At 49.1% G+C, this 17,258-nt stretch carries 15 protein-coding genes; 13 read left to right on the top strand and 2 right to left on the bottom strand.

Annotation, left to right across the window (positions count from 1 at the left end; translation table 11 throughout):
- Positions 1 to 237: 237 nt before the first annotated feature.
- Both ACN5NT_RS02140 and ACN5NT_RS02135 read left to right on the top strand, forming a co-directional pair.
- Positions 238 to 1,026: a DUF2092 domain-containing protein gene (locus ACN5NT_RS02140; protein WP_167495768.1), complete on the top strand. Its 789-nt coding sequence runs from the start codon at positions 238 to 240 to the stop codon at positions 1,024 to 1,026.
- A complete protein-coding gene (locus ACN5NT_RS02135; protein WP_217907662.1) occupies positions 1,023 to 1,487 on the top strand; it encodes a hypothetical protein in 465 nt (154 codons plus the stop codon). Before ACN5NT_RS02140 ends, ACN5NT_RS02135 begins: the two co-directional genes overlap by 4 nt.
- 83 nt (positions 1,488 to 1,570) lie before the next feature.
- Here the strand turns inward: ACN5NT_RS02135 and ACN5NT_RS02130 are convergent, their stop codons facing one another.
- Positions 1,571 to 2,188 carry a DUF3786 domain-containing protein gene (locus tag ACN5NT_RS02130; protein WP_167495769.1) on the bottom strand — a complete coding sequence of 206 codons (618 nt, stop codon included), beginning with the start codon at positions 2,186 to 2,188 and terminating at the stop codon, positions 1,571 to 1,573.
- 312 nt (positions 2,189 to 2,500) lie between these two features.
- Between ACN5NT_RS02130 and ACN5NT_RS02125 the strand changes: the two genes are divergently transcribed.
- From ACN5NT_RS02125 to ACN5NT_RS02095, 7 genes are all read left to right on the top strand, one after another.
- Positions 2,501 to 4,225 carry a hypothetical protein gene (locus ACN5NT_RS02125; RefSeq protein WP_136797516.1) on the top strand — a complete coding sequence of 575 codons (1,725 nt, stop codon included), beginning with the start codon at positions 2,501 to 2,503 and terminating at the stop codon, positions 4,223 to 4,225.
- A gap of 462 nt (positions 4,226 to 4,687) precedes the next feature.
- The gene (locus ACN5NT_RS02120; RefSeq protein WP_419174314.1) at positions 4,688 to 5,110 is read left to right on the top strand and encodes a universal stress protein; all 423 of its coding nucleotides are present in this window, start codon (positions 4,688 to 4,690) and stop codon (positions 5,108 to 5,110) included.
- A 24-nt stretch (positions 5,111 to 5,134) separates the two neighbouring features.
- Positions 5,135 to 5,929 carry a CheR family methyltransferase gene (locus tag ACN5NT_RS02115; RefSeq protein WP_419174454.1) on the top strand — a complete coding sequence of 265 codons (795 nt, stop codon included), beginning with the start codon at positions 5,135 to 5,137 and terminating at the stop codon, positions 5,927 to 5,929.
- 377 nt (positions 5,930 to 6,306) lie between these two features.
- Positions 6,307 to 7,641 (top strand): LuxR C-terminal-related transcriptional regulator, encoded by a 1,335-nt coding sequence (locus ACN5NT_RS02110; protein ID WP_419174313.1) that lies wholly within the window; start codon positions 6,307 to 6,309, stop codon positions 7,639 to 7,641.
- Between the two features lie 299 nt (positions 7,642 to 7,940).
- On the top strand, positions 7,941 to 8,498 hold the full coding sequence (locus tag ACN5NT_RS02105) for a TorD/DmsD family molecular chaperone (RefSeq protein WP_419174312.1): 558 nt from the start codon (positions 7,941 to 7,943) through the stop codon (positions 8,496 to 8,498).
- Between the two features lie 32 nt (positions 8,499 to 8,530).
- The gene (locus ACN5NT_RS02100) at positions 8,531 to 10,780 is read left to right on the top strand and encodes a molybdopterin-dependent oxidoreductase (protein ID WP_419174311.1); all 2,250 of its coding nucleotides are present in this window, start codon (positions 8,531 to 8,533) and stop codon (positions 10,778 to 10,780) included.
- A gap of 11 nt (positions 10,781 to 10,791) precedes the next feature.
- Entirely contained in the window at positions 10,792 to 11,370 is a 579-nt protein-coding gene (locus tag ACN5NT_RS02095) for a 4Fe-4S dicluster domain-containing protein (RefSeq protein WP_419174310.1), read from the top strand.
- A gap of 243 nt (positions 11,371 to 11,613) precedes the next feature.
- Here the strand turns inward: ACN5NT_RS02095 and ACN5NT_RS02090 are convergent, their stop codons facing one another.
- A complete protein-coding gene (locus tag ACN5NT_RS02090) occupies positions 11,614 to 12,147 on the bottom strand; it encodes a hypothetical protein (RefSeq protein ID WP_419174309.1) in 534 nt (177 codons plus the stop codon).
- Positions 12,148 to 12,449: 302 nt separating this feature from the next.
- Here ACN5NT_RS02090 and ACN5NT_RS02085 point away from each other — a divergent pair, with 302 nt between their 5' ends.
- The 4 genes from ACN5NT_RS02085 (at position 12,450) to ACN5NT_RS02070 (ending at position 17,178) form a co-directional block, all read left to right on the top strand.
- Positions 12,450 to 13,199, top strand: a complete 750-nt coding sequence (locus ACN5NT_RS02085) for an enoyl-CoA hydratase/isomerase family protein (RefSeq protein WP_419174308.1) — start codon at positions 12,450 to 12,452, stop codon at positions 13,197 to 13,199.
- 439 nt (positions 13,200 to 13,638) lie between these two features.
- Positions 13,639 to 15,117 (top strand): UbiA family prenyltransferase, encoded by a 1,479-nt coding sequence (locus ACN5NT_RS02080; protein ID WP_419174307.1) that lies wholly within the window; start codon positions 13,639 to 13,641, stop codon positions 15,115 to 15,117.
- A 65-nt stretch (positions 15,118 to 15,182) separates the two neighbouring features.
- The gene (locus tag ACN5NT_RS02075; RefSeq protein ID WP_419174306.1) at positions 15,183 to 16,451 is read left to right on the top strand and encodes an FAD-binding protein; all 1,269 of its coding nucleotides are present in this window, start codon (positions 15,183 to 15,185) and stop codon (positions 16,449 to 16,451) included.
- Positions 16,441 to 17,178, top strand: a complete 738-nt coding sequence (locus ACN5NT_RS02070) for an SDR family oxidoreductase (protein WP_419174305.1) — start codon at positions 16,441 to 16,443, stop codon at positions 17,176 to 17,178. Before ACN5NT_RS02075 ends, ACN5NT_RS02070 begins: the two co-directional genes overlap by 11 nt.
- Positions 17,179 to 17,258 lie beyond the last annotated feature (80 nt).

The following is a 17,258-nucleotide window of genomic DNA, read 5'->3' as shown; positions in this document are numbered from 1 at the left end:
AGCCATGTGCAGATGACTTTATCCGGTAGTGCCCGATCTCCATGCAAGGGGGATGGAGGTTCGACAAGATGATGGATCAGCGTAAATTGCGCAAGGCGAAATATTGCCCACCAATAGAGGCCTTACTCCAATTTCAAATTTCCGATGATATCTCTAATCATTCGTCTACAAACAAAGAAGTTTTGAGCGAGTTCGATGACTGCGGTCACACCAACCTTGCCTGGAGGGAATTACACCATGATCAGACAGATTCTCTTGGGAATATTGGCGCCACTTCTTGCCCTGGGTGTAGCGAATAGCTCTCAAAACAGCGCTCAGTCGCCGGCCATCCAGCCCGAAGCGTTGGAAATACTGCACCAGATGAGCGATTACCTTAATTCGCTTCAGCAATTCACTTTCCATTCCGACAATACCATCGATACCGTGCTGCAGTCGGGGCAGCAGATCCAAATGAGCGCCCGGGCGGAGGTAACGATCAAGCGGCCAAACCAGTTCCGGGTCTACCGGCAAGGAGACGATTTCGACCAGGAGTTTTATTTCGACGGCCAAGCGATGACCTTATATGGCAAGACAATAAACTACTACGCTTCCATGAAGCTGTCGAAAACCGTCGATATAAACACCGCACTCGAGCTGGCCCAGGAGGAAGTCGGGCTCTCAATACCCGGCTCTGACCTTGTCTATCATGACGCCCACCTGGAACTCCTGGAAGATGTACAGTCCGGAATGGTGGTCGGCTCTAGCGTTGTTGATGGGGTGGAGGTGCACCATCTGGCTTTTCGGGGCAGTGAGGTGGACTGGCAGCTCTGGGTGGAAAAAGGAGAAAAACCGCTGCCGAGAAAGTATCTGATCACCTCGAAGTGGGTAGCCGGCGCGCCCCAGTATACTGCGGTGCTTTCTGACTGGAATACCTCGGCCGAGGTGGATGACTCCCACTTCTCCTTTTCGCCGCCCCCAGAGGCTGAAGAGATCGGCTTTATCCAGCTACGCCGCCGCCCCGGAGCCAATACTGGAGGTGCCCAATGATCAAGCATATGACAACCATTGCCATCGCAGCGTCCTTTTGCCTGTGTGGACCAATGCTGGTTGAACTTCCCTTCAAACCGATCCAGGAACTCTCTTTCCTCGATGTCGCCTACGCCGCTCGTCCGGCAGTGCATCGGCGCGCACACAGGACCGCGCGTCCGGTCAGAGGGCGAACCAGAGTCGATGTGGATGTTGATGGCCGCGGTCGCGCCCGCAATGTCGATGTGGATGTGGATCGTTACGGCCGCCATCGTAATGTGGATATCGACGTTGACCGCCGTCCCGCAGTCGGTGCTGTTGCCGTAGGGGCCGCCTTGGTCGGGACCAGGGTAGCGACCCTGCCAGGAAGCTGCACCAGAGTCGTGGCCAACACTGTGACCTATCACAATTGCAATGGCGTCTATTATCGGCCGTATTACCAAGGGAACGAGGTGGTATACGTTGTGGTGGATAAGCCATAAAAGATGCCTGGATATGCACTGTTAAACAGGCCCTCGGCAAATACTTTTAAGGTGGGATGTATTATACGAATCCTGGAGGCATGTTATACGCTTCCTGATTTGACCAACTCCCTGGCAAACAGGGCTCCCAGAATCCCAAGAGATTCCATATCGATATAGTGTTCAACTGACTCCCGGAACAGGATTGAACATTGGGCAGGAAACTCGTCATCGGCATCGTTGAAACGTAAAAACAGTGGTATTCGCGACAGCAACTGAAACTGGATGGAGAGATCGAAAGCTCCAGCTTCTGTGCTGACACCCCCGTCTATCGCCAGGCACGCCTGCCGCAGTTCCTGTAGCCTTCCAGCAAAGCAACGCTCTATCGGGCCGGTTGTTTCCCTGGCGAAATAGTGCAGGAGAGGCTGTGCATCCCTAAACGAATGGTAGGCCGTCCAGCCACCCTCTTCCGGTATTTCAGCGGGACACATCAGCAGGTATTTAAAGATCGCAATACACACCTCAAACCTGGCCCGCCGACCTTCAGTATCGACAATCCCGGCTTTCGACGCCCGATACTCATCGCCCAGCAGGTTAACCTGCAACTCTTCACCTGAACTCCTCAGATTCAGTGTGGCAGCCACAGCAGCAAAATCAACATTCTCAAGCTGAGTCAGATACTCGGTGTACGTTTTGTCGAATACTTCGTTCTTCATGTTCATGGATGCCTCAGGTGTACTTTCAGCCCACATTTTTTTATTGATTCAGGCACGGGCTCATCATTTTTAAATTCCCACAAAAAATTGGAAGTTGAGTTGATCAGAAAGAATGTATTGCCAACAAGACTCTTTAGCCAATCCTGCATATCACACCAACCCCGGTTCATGCAATTTCTGCAGGCTATCATGGGAGAATATCACCTCAATATCTTAAATTTTGAGATCGATTTAACCGTCAGGTTGAGTAGAATGCAATGGTTTGAAACCTGGTACTGCTGTCTTTTATCCATCATAACGATAAATATTTAGGTTGCTATGCAAAAGTTTCTCTTTACTTCCATACTGTTGTTCACTCTTTTCCTTGTTCCGCATACTCTTTTCGCCGAAGCAGTTCAGCCAACAGCCGAAGCGGAAAATGTCCCGAAAGTTGAGAACGGACCATCTAACATGCTTGCCTCCCTGCTTGATCTGCAAAAAAATCTTAACGAGCAGATTCAACTTTCTAAAAAGAAACTGCAGGAGAGCACTTCCGAGGCAGAAAAAAAATCCCTGGAAGCTGAAATCGCCCAGCTCGACAAGCAGCTATCTGAAACAGCCAACGATTTCGAACGAATTGCCACCGGCGTTGAGCTTGAACTGTTCATTCAAAAGAAGCCCCAGAGCTTCAGCTGGAAAGATGAACTGGCGAGTCTTGTGGAGCCGGCCATCAAGGAAATGAAGCGATTTACCGTCAAGGCCAGGCAGAAGTCCAACCTCAAGGAAAAGATTTCGGAATTGGAACTGCTGACTCAAAAGGCGGAAGACGCTGTATTACACCTTGATGAGACCTTGAAAACTTCAACCGACAAGAGGGTTCAACGGGAGGTGAGTGCATTGCTGCCTGAGTGGCAGAATGTGCATAGCAGGTTACAAAACAAACTCGATCTCTCTATTGCCGAACTCGCCAATCTCCGTGCCCAGGAGGTCTCCCTGGTTGAAGCGTCGAGTAAATCTGTACGAGATTTTTTCCGGGCCAGAGGGCTGTACCTTATTGTTGCCATCACCACCTTTTTCGCTATTCTGCTTGGTTGTCGTTTGTTATACCGCCTCATTGTCAGACTGAATTTCAAGGTCAAAAAACGTGATGGCCAGCCGTACCAGTTCAGGATGCTCTATATCATCTTTCAGGTAATGTCCGTCATCCTGGCAGTAATGGGGCTCTTTTTTGTTCTCTACCTGGCCGAGGACTGGTTTCTGCTCTCCATGGCGATCATCTTTTTCCTTGGCCTTGCCTGGACGATTCGCCAGGGCCTGCCCCGCATGTGGCAGCAGGCCCGCCTGATGCTGAATATCGGTTCTGTTCGCGAAAAGGAACGCCTCATTCTGCACGGCGTTCCCTGGCGGGTTGCCTCCATCAATGTTTTCTGCAAACTGGAAAATCCAGCCCTGGATATGGAACTCCGGGTTCCTATTGAAACAATCATCGGTCTCGTTTCCCGTCCCTATCATCCGGAAGAACCCTGGTTTCCCTGCCGTAAAGGAGACTGGGTTGTGGTTAACGGAGGTTCACGCGCAAGAGTCGTGAGTCTTTCCCATGAACAGGTCGAAGTGGTTGAACGAGGCGGACGCAGGTTGACCTACCCGACAGAAATTTTCCTCGAGGCCTGTCCCGCCAATCTCTCCCGCAATTTCAGACTGCGCGTGCCTTTTGGCGTCAGTTACGGACTGCAGGATAAGGTGACCTCTACAATTCCTGCTGTATTCAATCAATATCTGCAGGAAAGGCTTGAAAAGGACGGCTACGCCGGGAATTGTCTGAATCTTCAGGTGGAGTTTCTCCAGGCCAACGCTTCCTCGCTTGATCTGATCGTGCTGGCGGACTTCGATGGCAAAGTTGCAGATATCTGCAAACGGCTCGAACGAGCCATCCAGAAATATTGTGTCGACTGCTGTACAGAAAACGACTGGGAGATCCCTTTCCCGCAATTGACTGTACACCAGGCAGATGAGGCAAACCTGCCGGACAGTCAAAATGACCCGACACCAACCATTGCCCAGTAGGGTTCGTTTGAAATAGCTGGTTCCTGTCACGAAATCAACAGGAACCAGCAAGGAGTCAGGCCTACGTGGCAGGTGCATGGGCGGTATACGTTAAACTCATATACTTAACGGCACATGCGCCTGATGTTACTACGCCAAAAATCCCCTATCTCCTCAGCCTCACTGGTGCAACACAACCGAGTCTCCCATCCTTTTTCGTCGGAGAGCCTGCTGCTTCAACGCCTGAATCACCCGGTCTGTATTGTAATACTTTAACCATAAAGATAATGGCAGCGCCTGAAGCATATTGTAGCGCTCGCTATTCATGATAAAATTACAATTTAATTACCGGATCCCGACTCGTGATCAACTTTTTATTGGCCCGTTCAGCTCCCCATGGGGTTATAATAAAGTTACCTCTTGGGTATAACCGGATCGTCATTATCCCCGCAAAGTGCAGTAAGGCCAAAAGGAGGGAATCGCATGGACCAGAGAAAAATAGCAGCTGCAATAGACGGCTCTGATTATTCGGATAAAGTACTTGATAAAGCAATTGAATATGCTCGCCTGCTCGACGCCAGGATCCTTCTTATTTACTGCCACAGGAAATTTCCGAAAATTCTGGGTCACCCTTACAGAGATCATATTATCTCCGCGATAATGGACGAGACCAATGAGACGGTAGCGCCATTCGTGAAGAAACTCACCGAAAGCAAAGTACCTTTCGAGGAACGATTCATGGAAGAACCGGCAGGATCGATGATTCCCCAGATTGCCGAATGTGAGCAGTGCGAACTTATAATCATGGGCTCACGCGGACTATCCAATATCGAGGGATTATTGATAGGTAGCGTCACCCACAAAGTTCTGCATATCGCCCACTGCCCGGTGCTGGTGGTGAAATAACGTCTCGCGGGACGTTTGCTCAAGGTGATGCTCAACGACACCGAATTCAACCTGATACTGGATCGCTACAACAGGCCCTGGAAAGGTTATAGAAAAGTCCGCAAAGGGCCTAAGAAACGAATCAGTTTACACATGGAGTCACTCGACTGCAGATCTGTTGATGAGTACCTGGATAAGCTTGCAGGCAATGCGGCTGAAGAAGAGGAACTGCTTTCATTTCTGCGTATAACCATATCCAGGTTTTTCAGGGATAGACAACTTTGGGCCAGTCTCAAAGATATGGTTTTTCCATCCCTGCTCCAACGAACGGATACGCTTGACATCTGGTCCGCAGGCTGCAGTTGCGGTGAAGAGGTCTATAGCCTGTGCATCCTGCACCATCTCCATTTTGCCGATTCAGGTTCAATTAAAATCCTGGCGACCGATGCCAACAACACCTGTTTAGAACGGGGCCGGAAAGGGATATATCAAAAAAGCAGCCTCCGGGAAGTGGATGCAGGTATATTCTCGACATACTTTTCACCTTCGAACAAGCGAAATGAATATGTAATTAAACCGTTGTTCAAAAATCGCATCATCTGGAAACAGCACGATTTCTTCACAGCACCGCCCGACAAAAGGTTTGATCTCATCCTGCTTCGCAACAACCTGCTCACCTATCATTCTCCGCACATACAGGCAGAAGCCCTGGACCGGATCCTGCGCACATTAAAACCGGAAGGGTTTCTGATAACAGGCTCCCATGAAAAACTGCCGGAGCTGTCATCCAACCTTATCCAAACAGATTTTTGCAGCATGGTCTATCAGCTCGTTGCCTGAGCATCTGCCTCCCACAGTTTAGCTATTTCCCCTGCTATGCTTATGGAATTGCACCCTTGGCCAGTTCATCAGAGGCCTTTGCCGAACGCACGACCGCACTTGAGGTTCTATCCCCTCCCCTCATTGGATTATTCAGGTGCAGATACCGACCTTCAGATCTTTCAATTTCAGTTAATTGAAGGAAGGTCAAGACTGCAGCAGGAGTGCACCCCAGAGCTATTAACTGTCTCTGATTCATTCTTCTGGGAAAAATCATGCATATACAGTTTGATTGCCTGACTACACGTTATTATAAGTGAAGAGGTGTGGTTGTGTTTAATTGTTGAGCAAACTTCAATAACCGCAGAAGACATCGAAAAAAATGGAATGGAGGAAATTTGCAACAGAATATCACCACCCGTCAGCCGTTTTGGGATCTTCTACGACAATTACCATCAGAAGAAGAGTCTTATCTTGAAAGATGGTCACTGCGTATGCAGCAGGCAGGTTACCTGAGCCTGACCACCGCTAAACGCGATGACTGTATGAACGCTCTGGATTGTTTTATCAAGCCCATGCAATCACATTACCAACTGGGGGTGACCTCTCCGGATTTTGCCTGGCTCATCCAAAACCATGACCAATGGGCTCAGCCGCAAATTGAGACAGCCCGCAATCATCAGGGAAGGGGTGTAACCTGGGATATGTATCTTGGGTGTTTTAAAACATTCCTCCATAGCCTGTTCGATGTGATCGACCTTCTGAAAGCCGGAGAGGATGAAAAACATGGTGCTCGCAACCATATTCGACTCTATGGTGATGCACTTGAAGTTCTCTTTGTAAAAGACTGGGTTCAACGCCAACCTGAGGCGGCATCACACCAGCTTGACCAAGTAAATCGACTTCTAACCCTGGAAAAATGCCGTTTCGAAAATATCCTCAACACCACTTCGGACCTGATCTTTGTTATCGACAGTCACGGGATCGTCTCCAATATCAATACTGCTGTGCAACAGGTATTACCGAATAATGAAGTTCTCAATGCTCCAATCTGGGAATCACTGCCCATCGAGGGGCGGACTATGGATGAAATTCTCAAATATTATCCTGTCACCACTGCATTTGAGGTAGCTCCCTTTGATGATGGCAACATATATAGAATGCAGCTCAGCCCAATCAGTAATGTAAGCCTCGCAAGTGACGAATATCTCCTGCTTCTATCCAATATCACTCCACAAGCCCTTCAACGGGAAACCCTGGAGCGAATTGTCTCCGAGCGAACAGAGGACCTATTAACCAAGACCTCCCAGCTTGAGGAAATGAACATCACACTGCGCAACATACTCAAAAGTATAGACAAGGAGCAGGAAGGTATAATCGACGACATTTCATCCAAGATCAGCACCTTCGTACTACCTGTACTTGATCGGATCGATGCCGAGCCCGACAGTTCGATACGTAAAGGATATGTCACCATAATCCGTGATCAGCTTGATCGACTCGTACATGGAAGTAAACTGGCGAACCCTGTTCTTTTGAAGCTGACCTTTATGGAAACCCGGATATGTCAGTTTATCCAGGCCGGGCATAGTTCCAAGGATATTGCAGACAACCTCAACCTTTCACTGGAAACAATTCAGACCCATAGAAAAAATATCCGGCGAAAACTAGGGCTCCATGGGAAAAATGTCAGCCTTTACGCTCACCTCAAGACCATTGGCCTGACCTTTTAAGCCATAATCTCACCCGACATCACTGACCGCTTTCCACAAGCATTTCATACAGGTCACGTATATTCGGTGCCGGTTCTGTTCTGCCATCATCAGATCCTTTTTGATAGCACTATTGATAACATAGCATCTTTTTCATCACTGGGTATATAGACATACCCACTCTTTACCCATCTTCTCGTCTATGACTCTTTCACGAACCCGGTATAGTGGATCAAGATTGATGTTGAACTCCGGTCATGTTGTCTCGGAGACATCATGAGATAGCAACACTCGACCAACCACCCTGGAGGTTAGGCTCAATGAACAGAACCATTGCCTGCAAAAAGGCCGCAGCTTTGAGAAATTTCTTCTCCGCCATTCATTCGGAGCATCTCAGATCTGCAACAGATCAGATTTCCGAACTTTTCGAGATTGATTTCGAGGAGCCTACCGACTGGGTAGAAGTTGAATACGATTTCAACCGCCTCTTCGTAGGCCCGGGCACAGTGCCTGCGCCACCGTATGCTTCCGCCTATCTCGACGAGCCCACACTCATGGGAGCCCCCTCACTGGAAGTCAGGCAATTTTACGTGCGGCTTGGAGTTGCTGTCCCCGATCAGGGAAGCACCCCTGATGACTTTCTCGCGTTTGAACTCGATGCAGTCTCGGTTCTCGATGCAGCCAAATTCCACGGTGACCAGGAGCTGGAGCCGCATATCGACGAATTCATCACCACCCACATGTGTGGCTGGATACCCAGGTTCATTGATGCTGTAGAGAGCCAGGAGAACGTCTCTTCTCCTGTATCCACAGCAATTATGGCCTTGTCAAGCTGGCTCAAAAACGACTGCCCTGCTTTTAGAGCACCGAACAAATAACCGCGTTTATCAGACCACAAGAGGTACATTCAATGAAAGACAGGACAAACCTAACACTTAGCAGACGCTCTCTTTTGAAAGGAATGGCAGCTGCCGGAGCCGCATCCATCTTACCCTGCAGGCTGCTGACCCCCAAAGAGGCTATTGCCGCGGGCTTTGATCCAAATGAGTATCAGACCTTCCGCAACGCCTGCCCGAGAAACTGTTATGACACCTGCAGCATCAAGACCTACGTTCAGGACGGGGTCATCAAGTATATCGAGGGAGCCCCCGAGTCCACCTACACCAAGGGCGGACTCTGTGTAAAAGGCTATTCCTATCCCCGCAGGGTCTACAGCCCGGATCGAATTAAATACCCGATGATCCAGGATGGCCGTCGTTCCGGCAAATGGCGTCGGATATCCTGGGATGATGCCCTGGACCGTATTGCCAAAAAGATCCTCGAACTCAAGGAAACCGATGGCAACCTGCTTGGAATGGGGTTAACCAAATATTCCGGCAATTTCGGTATCACCAGTTACGGTGTCGAGGGCATGATGTCTTCGCTCGGTTACACCACCCGCTTTGTGGGCACTCCCTGCTGGCCTGCAGGTATTGACGCCCAGAACTATGATCTTGGCGATATGTGGTGTAACGATCCCGAGGATATGGTGAAATCCAAATACATCATCCTCTGGGGCGTCAACCCGGCCTGGTGCGCAGTACACTCCATGAAATATATTCAGGAGGCCAAGAGACAGGGCGCCAAGGTTCTCGTTATTGACCCGGTTTTCACCCAGACAGCCGCAAAAGGCGATGTATTCTGGCAACCAAAGCCTGCAGGCGACGGTGCTCTTGCTCTCGGTATGGCAAAGCATATCCTCGATAAAGGATTGGTGGATAAGGATTTCGTAAACAGCCATGCAGTCGGCTTCAATGAATTTGCTGACTACCTCAACAACAACATTACAGTTGAATGGGCAGCCGAAGAGAGCGGTATTCCTGCCCAGGAAATCAGACAGATCGCTGAGGAATTCGCTACCGCTGATCCCGCAACCATCTGGATCGGCTACGGTATGCAACGTCATACCAATGGTGGTGCCTCCGTACGCTCCATCGACGCTCTGGTGGCCATGACCGGCAATGTCGGCAAGGAAGGTGGCGGTGCACGCTACGGCCATCTCCAGACCTGGGGATTCAACTACCACGCCATGATTCAGTCTCCACCCGAGGGCTCTGTAGGCTTCACTGGTGCTGCCGCACGGGGCGAGTTTGATTTCACTGAGGGTGACAAGTCGAGCTATTCTGACCGCACCGTCAATATAAACAAAACGGCCCAGGAGATCCTCGATACCAAAGACCCTTCGCTCAAACTGTTCTGGGTAGCCTGTAAGAACCCGTTTGCACAGGATTTTGACCGCCCGAAGATGGAGAGAGCATTCGATACCATCGACCTGGTTGTCTCTGCCGAGCAGTTCTTTACAGAAACCGTTGCCAACTCCGATATCGTGCTGCCTGTAACCACTCTCTTTGAAGAGTGGTCGGTAAACGTCTCATACTGGCATTACTGGATGGGCATCAATGAGCAGGCTATCAAGCCGCTGCATGAGGCGAAATCAAATCTCGAGATTGCTGCAGCTCTCTCCAAAAAACTCAATAGTCTCTCCCCCGGCTCATGTACCTTCCAGGAAGAACTGACCACCGAAGACTGGACAGCAAAAGAGTTCAACCAGGGCATATATGACTATTTCGGCATAAAGGACTGGAAAGATCTTAAAAATGGTCCGGTCAAGGCAAAGCTGAAATCTTCTGCCTCCTGGAGTGATAAGAAATTCGGCACCCCTTCGGGCAAGTATGAATTCAAGTCTGAAATCTGTGCCGAACACGGTCACAAAGCCCTGCCGGAGTTTAAAGAGGGACGCAAAGCGTACGACAAGTTCCAACTGCTTACCCCGCATACTCAGTTCGCCCTTCACTCACAGTTCGCCAATCTCGACTGGATGAAGGAATTCAACAAAGAACCGTTCGTCTACATGCACCCGGCTGCAGCCGCGGCAAAGGGCATAAAAGATCTCGATATGGTCCGGGTCTTCAACAAGGTCGGTGAGCAAAAGGTCAAAGTTAAACTGACCGATAACGTTTCGAAGGATTGTCTCATTATGTACGAGGCATGGTATGGCAAAAATACCGATTTTAACGTCCAGAATCTTGTTGATGATGAGTCTGCCGATATGGGAGCGTACAAAGCCGGTGCCCCGGGTGCTGCTATTCATGGTCAATTTGCCGATATTGAGAAGGCCTAAGGAGCTATATAATGAAGACATCAAATAAATCAAAAAAACAGTACGCATTTCTGGTAGATTCTGAAGACTGCGTAGGTTGCTATTCCTGTGCCATGGCCTGCCGCAACTACTACCACCATGAAAAAGGTGTGGTCTGGAGAAAGCTTTACCCGCTGCAGGAGGAGAGCTATCCGCACCGCGAGCGCGCATTTTTCTCACTGGCCTGTAACCACTGCGAAAACCCTGCCTGTCTGGCCGAATGCCCTGCCGACGCCTACACCAAGCGTGAAAAGGATGGTATTGTGGTCCATCACCAGGAAAAATGCATCGGTTGTCGGAACTGTCTCGACGCCTGCCCTTACGGTGTACCACAGTTCAATGAAATTGAGGATCGGGCCGAAAAATGCAGCCTCTGTCATGAGCGGATTGACGCCGGCCATAAACCGGCCTGCACCCAGTCATGCCCAACCAATGCCCTGCGCCTGGTTGAACTGTCGCAACTGGCGGGAAAAAAAGTGGTTCAGTACCCTGCGGGCCACCCTAAAGAAGAGCAGATCAACCCTTCAACCAGATTCATCCTGCCGAAGGCTCCGAAAATAGTACGTAGATAGCTGTACACGCAGCAATCTGCTGTAAGATATACGGCCCGGGTGCCGGGGATTGACCTTTCTCAATCCCCGGCACCTGCATCTGCACCCATTGGCCCAGCCTTGTCGCGACCCATTCGAATAGAGTTCATGGGAGATCATGAGACATTCGAAACTCAGCGCCATTCCCCCCACCTCTTCGCCCTCATCAACTCGCCGGGATCGTGTCAGTCAGCCCCTATGACCATAGGGTTACCTTTTAAGGGGTCAGCTCCTGTAGACTGCTTTCGGTTGTGGTGGTGCTGCGGCAGCGGCTTTTACCATTGTCCGGTTTTTCAGCTGCACTCTTGAAACATACTTGCGGTTGGCCTTTGTATCAAAAACGATCTCCGGCGGATTTTCTGCGAGGTATTGCTTTTCCTGCTCAGCTGTGACGGTTGCGGCGATGTTCGCTATATCGTCATGAAATTGTGGAAAGTTTTTCTGGATGTGCCCAATCACCTTAGCGGCTTTTACGTATTGCTTCTGCCCGGTATAGAGCGCTGCCAGCTCCGCCCATACCCAACCCTGCTCTTTGGCCTTGAGTGCAGCAAGGTAGTCTCGTTCGGCCAGAGTATGCTGGCTGAGCTTTGTGTAGTGACGGCCACGATACACAAGGTATGTTGATTTTTCAGTAGGCGATGTCGCACTCTCAATAGTTTTGGAGAGCTGTACGATCGTATCCTCAACGGACGCCCCCCAGGCCACCTGAGCAAGCAGGCTCATCATCATTACAAATGCCACTATTTGAAACCGTTTCATAGCATTACCCCAGTAGCAATACTTCCCCGGTGCGTACACTCTCGCCAGTACACACACCTATGTCGCGACGTACTTCTCATAGTATTGAATTCACTAGATATACCAGGATGCAGTAGACCTTGACACCAAAGCTGAGTCAATAGGTACAATCACCTAATTTCCGACAGATATTTTCCTTTTACCTGAAGCCCCGGGAACAACAGGTCAAATCAGAGGATCAAGCAACCAGCTATCTTTTCACACTTTTTCTTCCATGATCAGTAGTGTATTAATTTGATATCACAACACAATGGAGGAAGACAATGACGACAGAAGAATATACGGATATCAGCGTCAAGCATGAAAACGGAGTTACCAGAATTACCATCAGCAGGCCGGATAAGCTAAATGCCATCCGGATTACCACCTACAGGGAAATCATTGCAGCGCTCCGGGCGGCAGATAGATCAGAGGATTGCCGCATAATCGTTTTGCAGGGCGAAGGTGAGCATTTCACTGCAGGCAACGACCTGTCTGATCTGGTCGGCCCGAACCTGCATGAGGTGATGAATTGCGTCCGCGATATTTTCAACACAGTCGCACAACTGAAGAAAGTGCTCATCGCTGCTGTGGAAGGTGTCGCCGTCGGAATCGGCACAACGATTCTTCTTCATTGCGATATGGTCGTCGCTTCTTCAAGCTCCAGATTCAGGGTGCCTTTCGCCAACCTCGGAGTCTGCCCCGAAGGCGCCTCGAGTTCGCTGCTGCCCCTGGTAATAGGACAAAAACGAGCTCGCGAGGTGCTGCTTACCGGCAGGTTCTTCAGCGCTGAGGAGGCACTCTCCTGGGGGCTGATCAACCAGGTTACGGAGCCGGGTGGTACCGGGGAAGCTGCAGAAAAATGCCTTGATACGCTGCTCAAGCAGCCGCTTAGTTCCCTTCTGGCCACCAAAGAACTCATGCACGCATCCCGGCCGGACGTTCAGACCGTTGTTGACGAAGAACTCAAGATATTCGGGGAACTCTTGCAGACAGATGAAACCAGTGACCGGATCAAGGCGCTATTGAGATAATTGCGCGATAGGGTTTGCAAATCAACGTCCAGAGATTTTTGGGTCAAACACAAGAAATAGGGACTGGCTCATGAGCCAGTCCTATTTCCAAATTGCTTTTTCCCCGACAGTGAACGAGATATTTCTGCAAAGCCTGAAATTCTCTTCTCCGCCCTTCTTTAAGGCTCCGGGATCTGTATATACCCCTATATTTCCACACTCCTTTTCTCAGGTGTATATCAATAGATAGCCGACTTTGACATTGCTGTTTCTGCCGCACAGATACAGGTTGCACCTGTAGCAAAGACTACTCCGGAACTCAAAGCCTGCCCCCTTTTGCCGTGACCGCACTTTTCCGCTGAATGGCTTACTTTGACAGGCTATAACCGTGAAGTGGTATAATAGATTTCAAGCAATAGAGTCGAGTTGATCGTTGGAACCATTTCCTTAATTACTACCTATGGATGATGCGCATACCCTAACTACAAATACCAGTGCACTGCAGGAGACAAAGACATCTGAAGATACGGTACCACTTGCTGTTGATTTAGATGGAAGTTTACTCAAAACAGATTCGCTGATTGAATCGTTACTCCAGTTGTTGAAGGTTAATCCTTTGTTTTTCCCGGTATTGTTCTTCTGGTTGTTTCAGGGAAAGGCGTATCTAAAACAACAGGTATGCAGGCGTGTAACGCTGGACGTTAGCAGTTTGCCATACAATTTCAATATATTGTCATATCTTCGAGATCAAAAAGAATCAAATAGAAAAATTATTCTTGTAACGGGTTCAGACCAGCATATCGCTCAACAAATTTTCAACTATCTGCATTTTTTTGATAGCGTCATTGCCAGTGACGGAAAAACCAACATGACCGGCATACAGAAAAAGGAACGCCTTCTGGCAGAATTCGGGCCGCAGGGATTTGACTATCTGGGGAACGAAAAAGAAGATCTTCATGTCTGGCGGATAGCACGACAGAGTCTGGTGGTTGGCTCAAAGAGCTTTACTCAGCAAATCGGCGCCAGCCTGACAAACGTAGAACGAAATTTTGTAATCGAGAGAGCGGGCATATTCGAATGGGCCCAGGCACTCCGACTCTATCAATGGCTAAAAAACGTTTTGGTCTTTATCCCTTTGCTGGCAGCACATCGCTTCCTTGAAGTCCAGCTGTTATTTTCTGTCTTCGTTGCCTTTTTCTCGTTCGGGCTGTGTGCCTCCAGTGTCTATATATTAAATGATCTCATTGACTTGACTGAAGATCGAAGGCACCCCCGAAAACGATTTCGCCCATTTGCCTCGGGTACTTTGCCGCTGGCCAACGGTATCGCAACCTGCATAGTACTGCTTGTGTTGAGCGTTTTAGTCGGCTTGGCTCTTCCTGTTCAATTTTACTACATATTGAGCATTTATTACCTGACGACTCTCGCCTATTCGTTGTGGTTAAAGAAGGTCGTCATCCTTGATGTAATCGTTCTAGCAGGTCTTTTTACAATACGCATGCTGGCAGGATCGGCAGCAGTCAATATCTGGCCGTCTTCCTGGCTCCTGGCCCATTCGATGTTCCTCTTTATCAGTCTTGCACTGGTTAAGCGTTATTCAGAACTTACGACCATGCGACTTGAATATGGTTCATCCGCTACAGCACGTAGCTATGTGGTAAATGACTCTACAGTGCTTGCCATTATGGGGGTAGCCAGTGCATTTGTTTCCGCATTCGTCCTGGTGCTGTACATCATGAGTGCATCTGCTCAGCTCTCGTATGGGCGACATAATGTAATCTGGTTGGTCTGCCCTTTATTGCTCTATTGGCTCTGTTATATCTGGCTGGTCGCACATCGCGGCAAAATGCATGATGACCCGATGATCTTTGCTTTAAGAGATCGAACAAGCAGAATCATACTTCTTTTGATGGCAATAATTATGCTTTTTGCAACTTGACTTCAATGCACAAACACTACCATTCATGGGGGCGTTACCCCTGTTTTCAACAATCAGCAACTCAGTTGAACTGGCGCTGTCAACCACTGCCGATTCCTGCTGGCTCCGAGGTTTCATGGCTGCCATTTGGCAATGGACGCTCCTATGGTGATGTTTGCCTGAACAGTGAAGGTTTGCTGCTTGATACCAAACCGTTGGACCGGTTTATTTCATTTGACCCAAAGAGGGGAATCCTCCGTTGCGAAAGCGGGGTGTTGCTGGATGATATTCTTGCGGTAACCGTCCCTCATGGCTGGTTTCCCCCGGTTGTGCCCGGCACCAGGTTTGTCACGATGGGTGGTGCTATTGCCAATGACATCCATGGCAAAAACCATCACAGCGCCGGCACATTTGGTTGCCACTTGCGATGCTTTGAACTGGCTCGCTCCGACGGACAGAGATTGCGCTGTTCCCGATCTGAGAACCAGGAACTGTTCAATGCCACAATTGGCGGGCTTGGCCTCACAGGCCTCATTGTCTGGGCTGAAATCAGTTTGAAGCGTATCAACAACCAGGTCATGGATGTTGAGGTCATTCGTTTTGCAAATCTTGGCGATTTCTTTGAGATCTCAGAAGATTCTGATCTGGAATATGAGTATACGGTAGCCTGGCTTGACAGTATGGCCAGGGGTAAAAAATTTGGCAGAGGCCACTTTGTCCGTGGAAACCATTCAGCGTGCTGCACCAAACCTATAGCAGCTCCTAAACGCAGGTTGAGTATACCGGTCGAACTGCCCTTTTCCCTGGTGAACCGAACAACGGCGCGGATATTCAACTCATTGTATTACAAAAAACAGGGCCGGGTTCGCAGCACAGCTCTTGTACATTATGAATCATTTTTTTTTCCTCTGGATTCAATTCTTCATTGGAATCGCATTTATGGTTCCCAGGGTTTTTTACAATACCAGTGCCTGCTTCCTCCTGACTCGAGAGGAAAAGATGCTCTTGAAGAACTACTGACTAAAGGAGCACAACAAGGCCTTGTCTCGTTTCTCGGGGTCTTGAAAGTCTTCGGCAATAAGCTGTCACCCGGGCTCCTCTCTTTTCCTCGACCTGGAATTACCCTGGCACTGGATATCTGTATCGATGGAGATAACACTTTTCGACTCCTGGACGATTTTGACAGTATTGTGCAAACTGTTGGCGGTGCAGTTTATCCCTGCAAGGATGCCCGCATGTCCGGAACTGCTTTCAGAAACTATTATCCACAGTTTGCGGAGTTGGAACGCATGCGTGATCCGAAAATCAACTCCAGTTTCTGGAGACGAATCTCAGGGGGAGAGAATGGCCAATAGATTTATATTTGGAGTTACCTCTTCTATTGCCGAAGCTACTGCGCGCCTGTTTGCAGTTGATGGCGATAATCTTTTTCTGGTCGCAAGAGACCAGGTCAAATTGCATATTATCGCGGACGATTTACGGGTACGAGGTGCCGGTAAGGTCTTTACAGCAGTTGTTGATGCACGGGCATTTGATACCCACCGGCAAATATTCGAAGATGCGTTTACCGCCCTGGAATCCATTGATACCATCCTGATTGCCCATGGAACGTTGCCCGACCAGAAATCATGTGAAGCATCTTTTGATGAACTCCGGAAGGAATTTGAAACAAATGGACTGGCAGTCATGTCATTGCTCACACATGCAGCGAATCAGCTGGTACAACAGGGAAGCGGAACCTTATGTGTTATCAGCTCGGTGGCCGGAGACCGAGGCCGGCAGTCCAACTACGTGTATGGGGCGGCCAAAGGTGCGGTTTCGATTTTTCTACAGGGACTTCGCAATCGTCTGAGTTCCAGCGGGGTTCATGTCATGACTGTTAAACCCGGCTTTGTGGATACCCCGATGACCAGAGACTTTGATAAAAACATGTTATGGACAACACCGGAGAAGATCGCATCAGGGATATATAATGCTCTTCAGAAAAAGAAAGACATTGTATATCTCCCCTGGTTCTGGGCATTGATTATGTGGATTATCCGACTTATTCCTGAACCAATATTCAAGCGATTACGTCTTTAACGTTTTGGCATTCGTTTTCACCCTGAAAATCAGCATTCTTTTCAAGGTCGAGGCGCAACCTGGATTTTTACGAGTGGTTT

The sequence above is a fragment of the Desulfosediminicola sp. genome, from assembly GCF_048381775.1.
Classification (GTDB): domain Bacteria; phylum Desulfobacterota; class Desulfobulbia; order Desulfobulbales; family Desulfocapsaceae; genus Desulfopila; species Desulfopila ganghwensis.
This window is presented reverse-complemented; position numbering and strand designations above follow the sequence as displayed.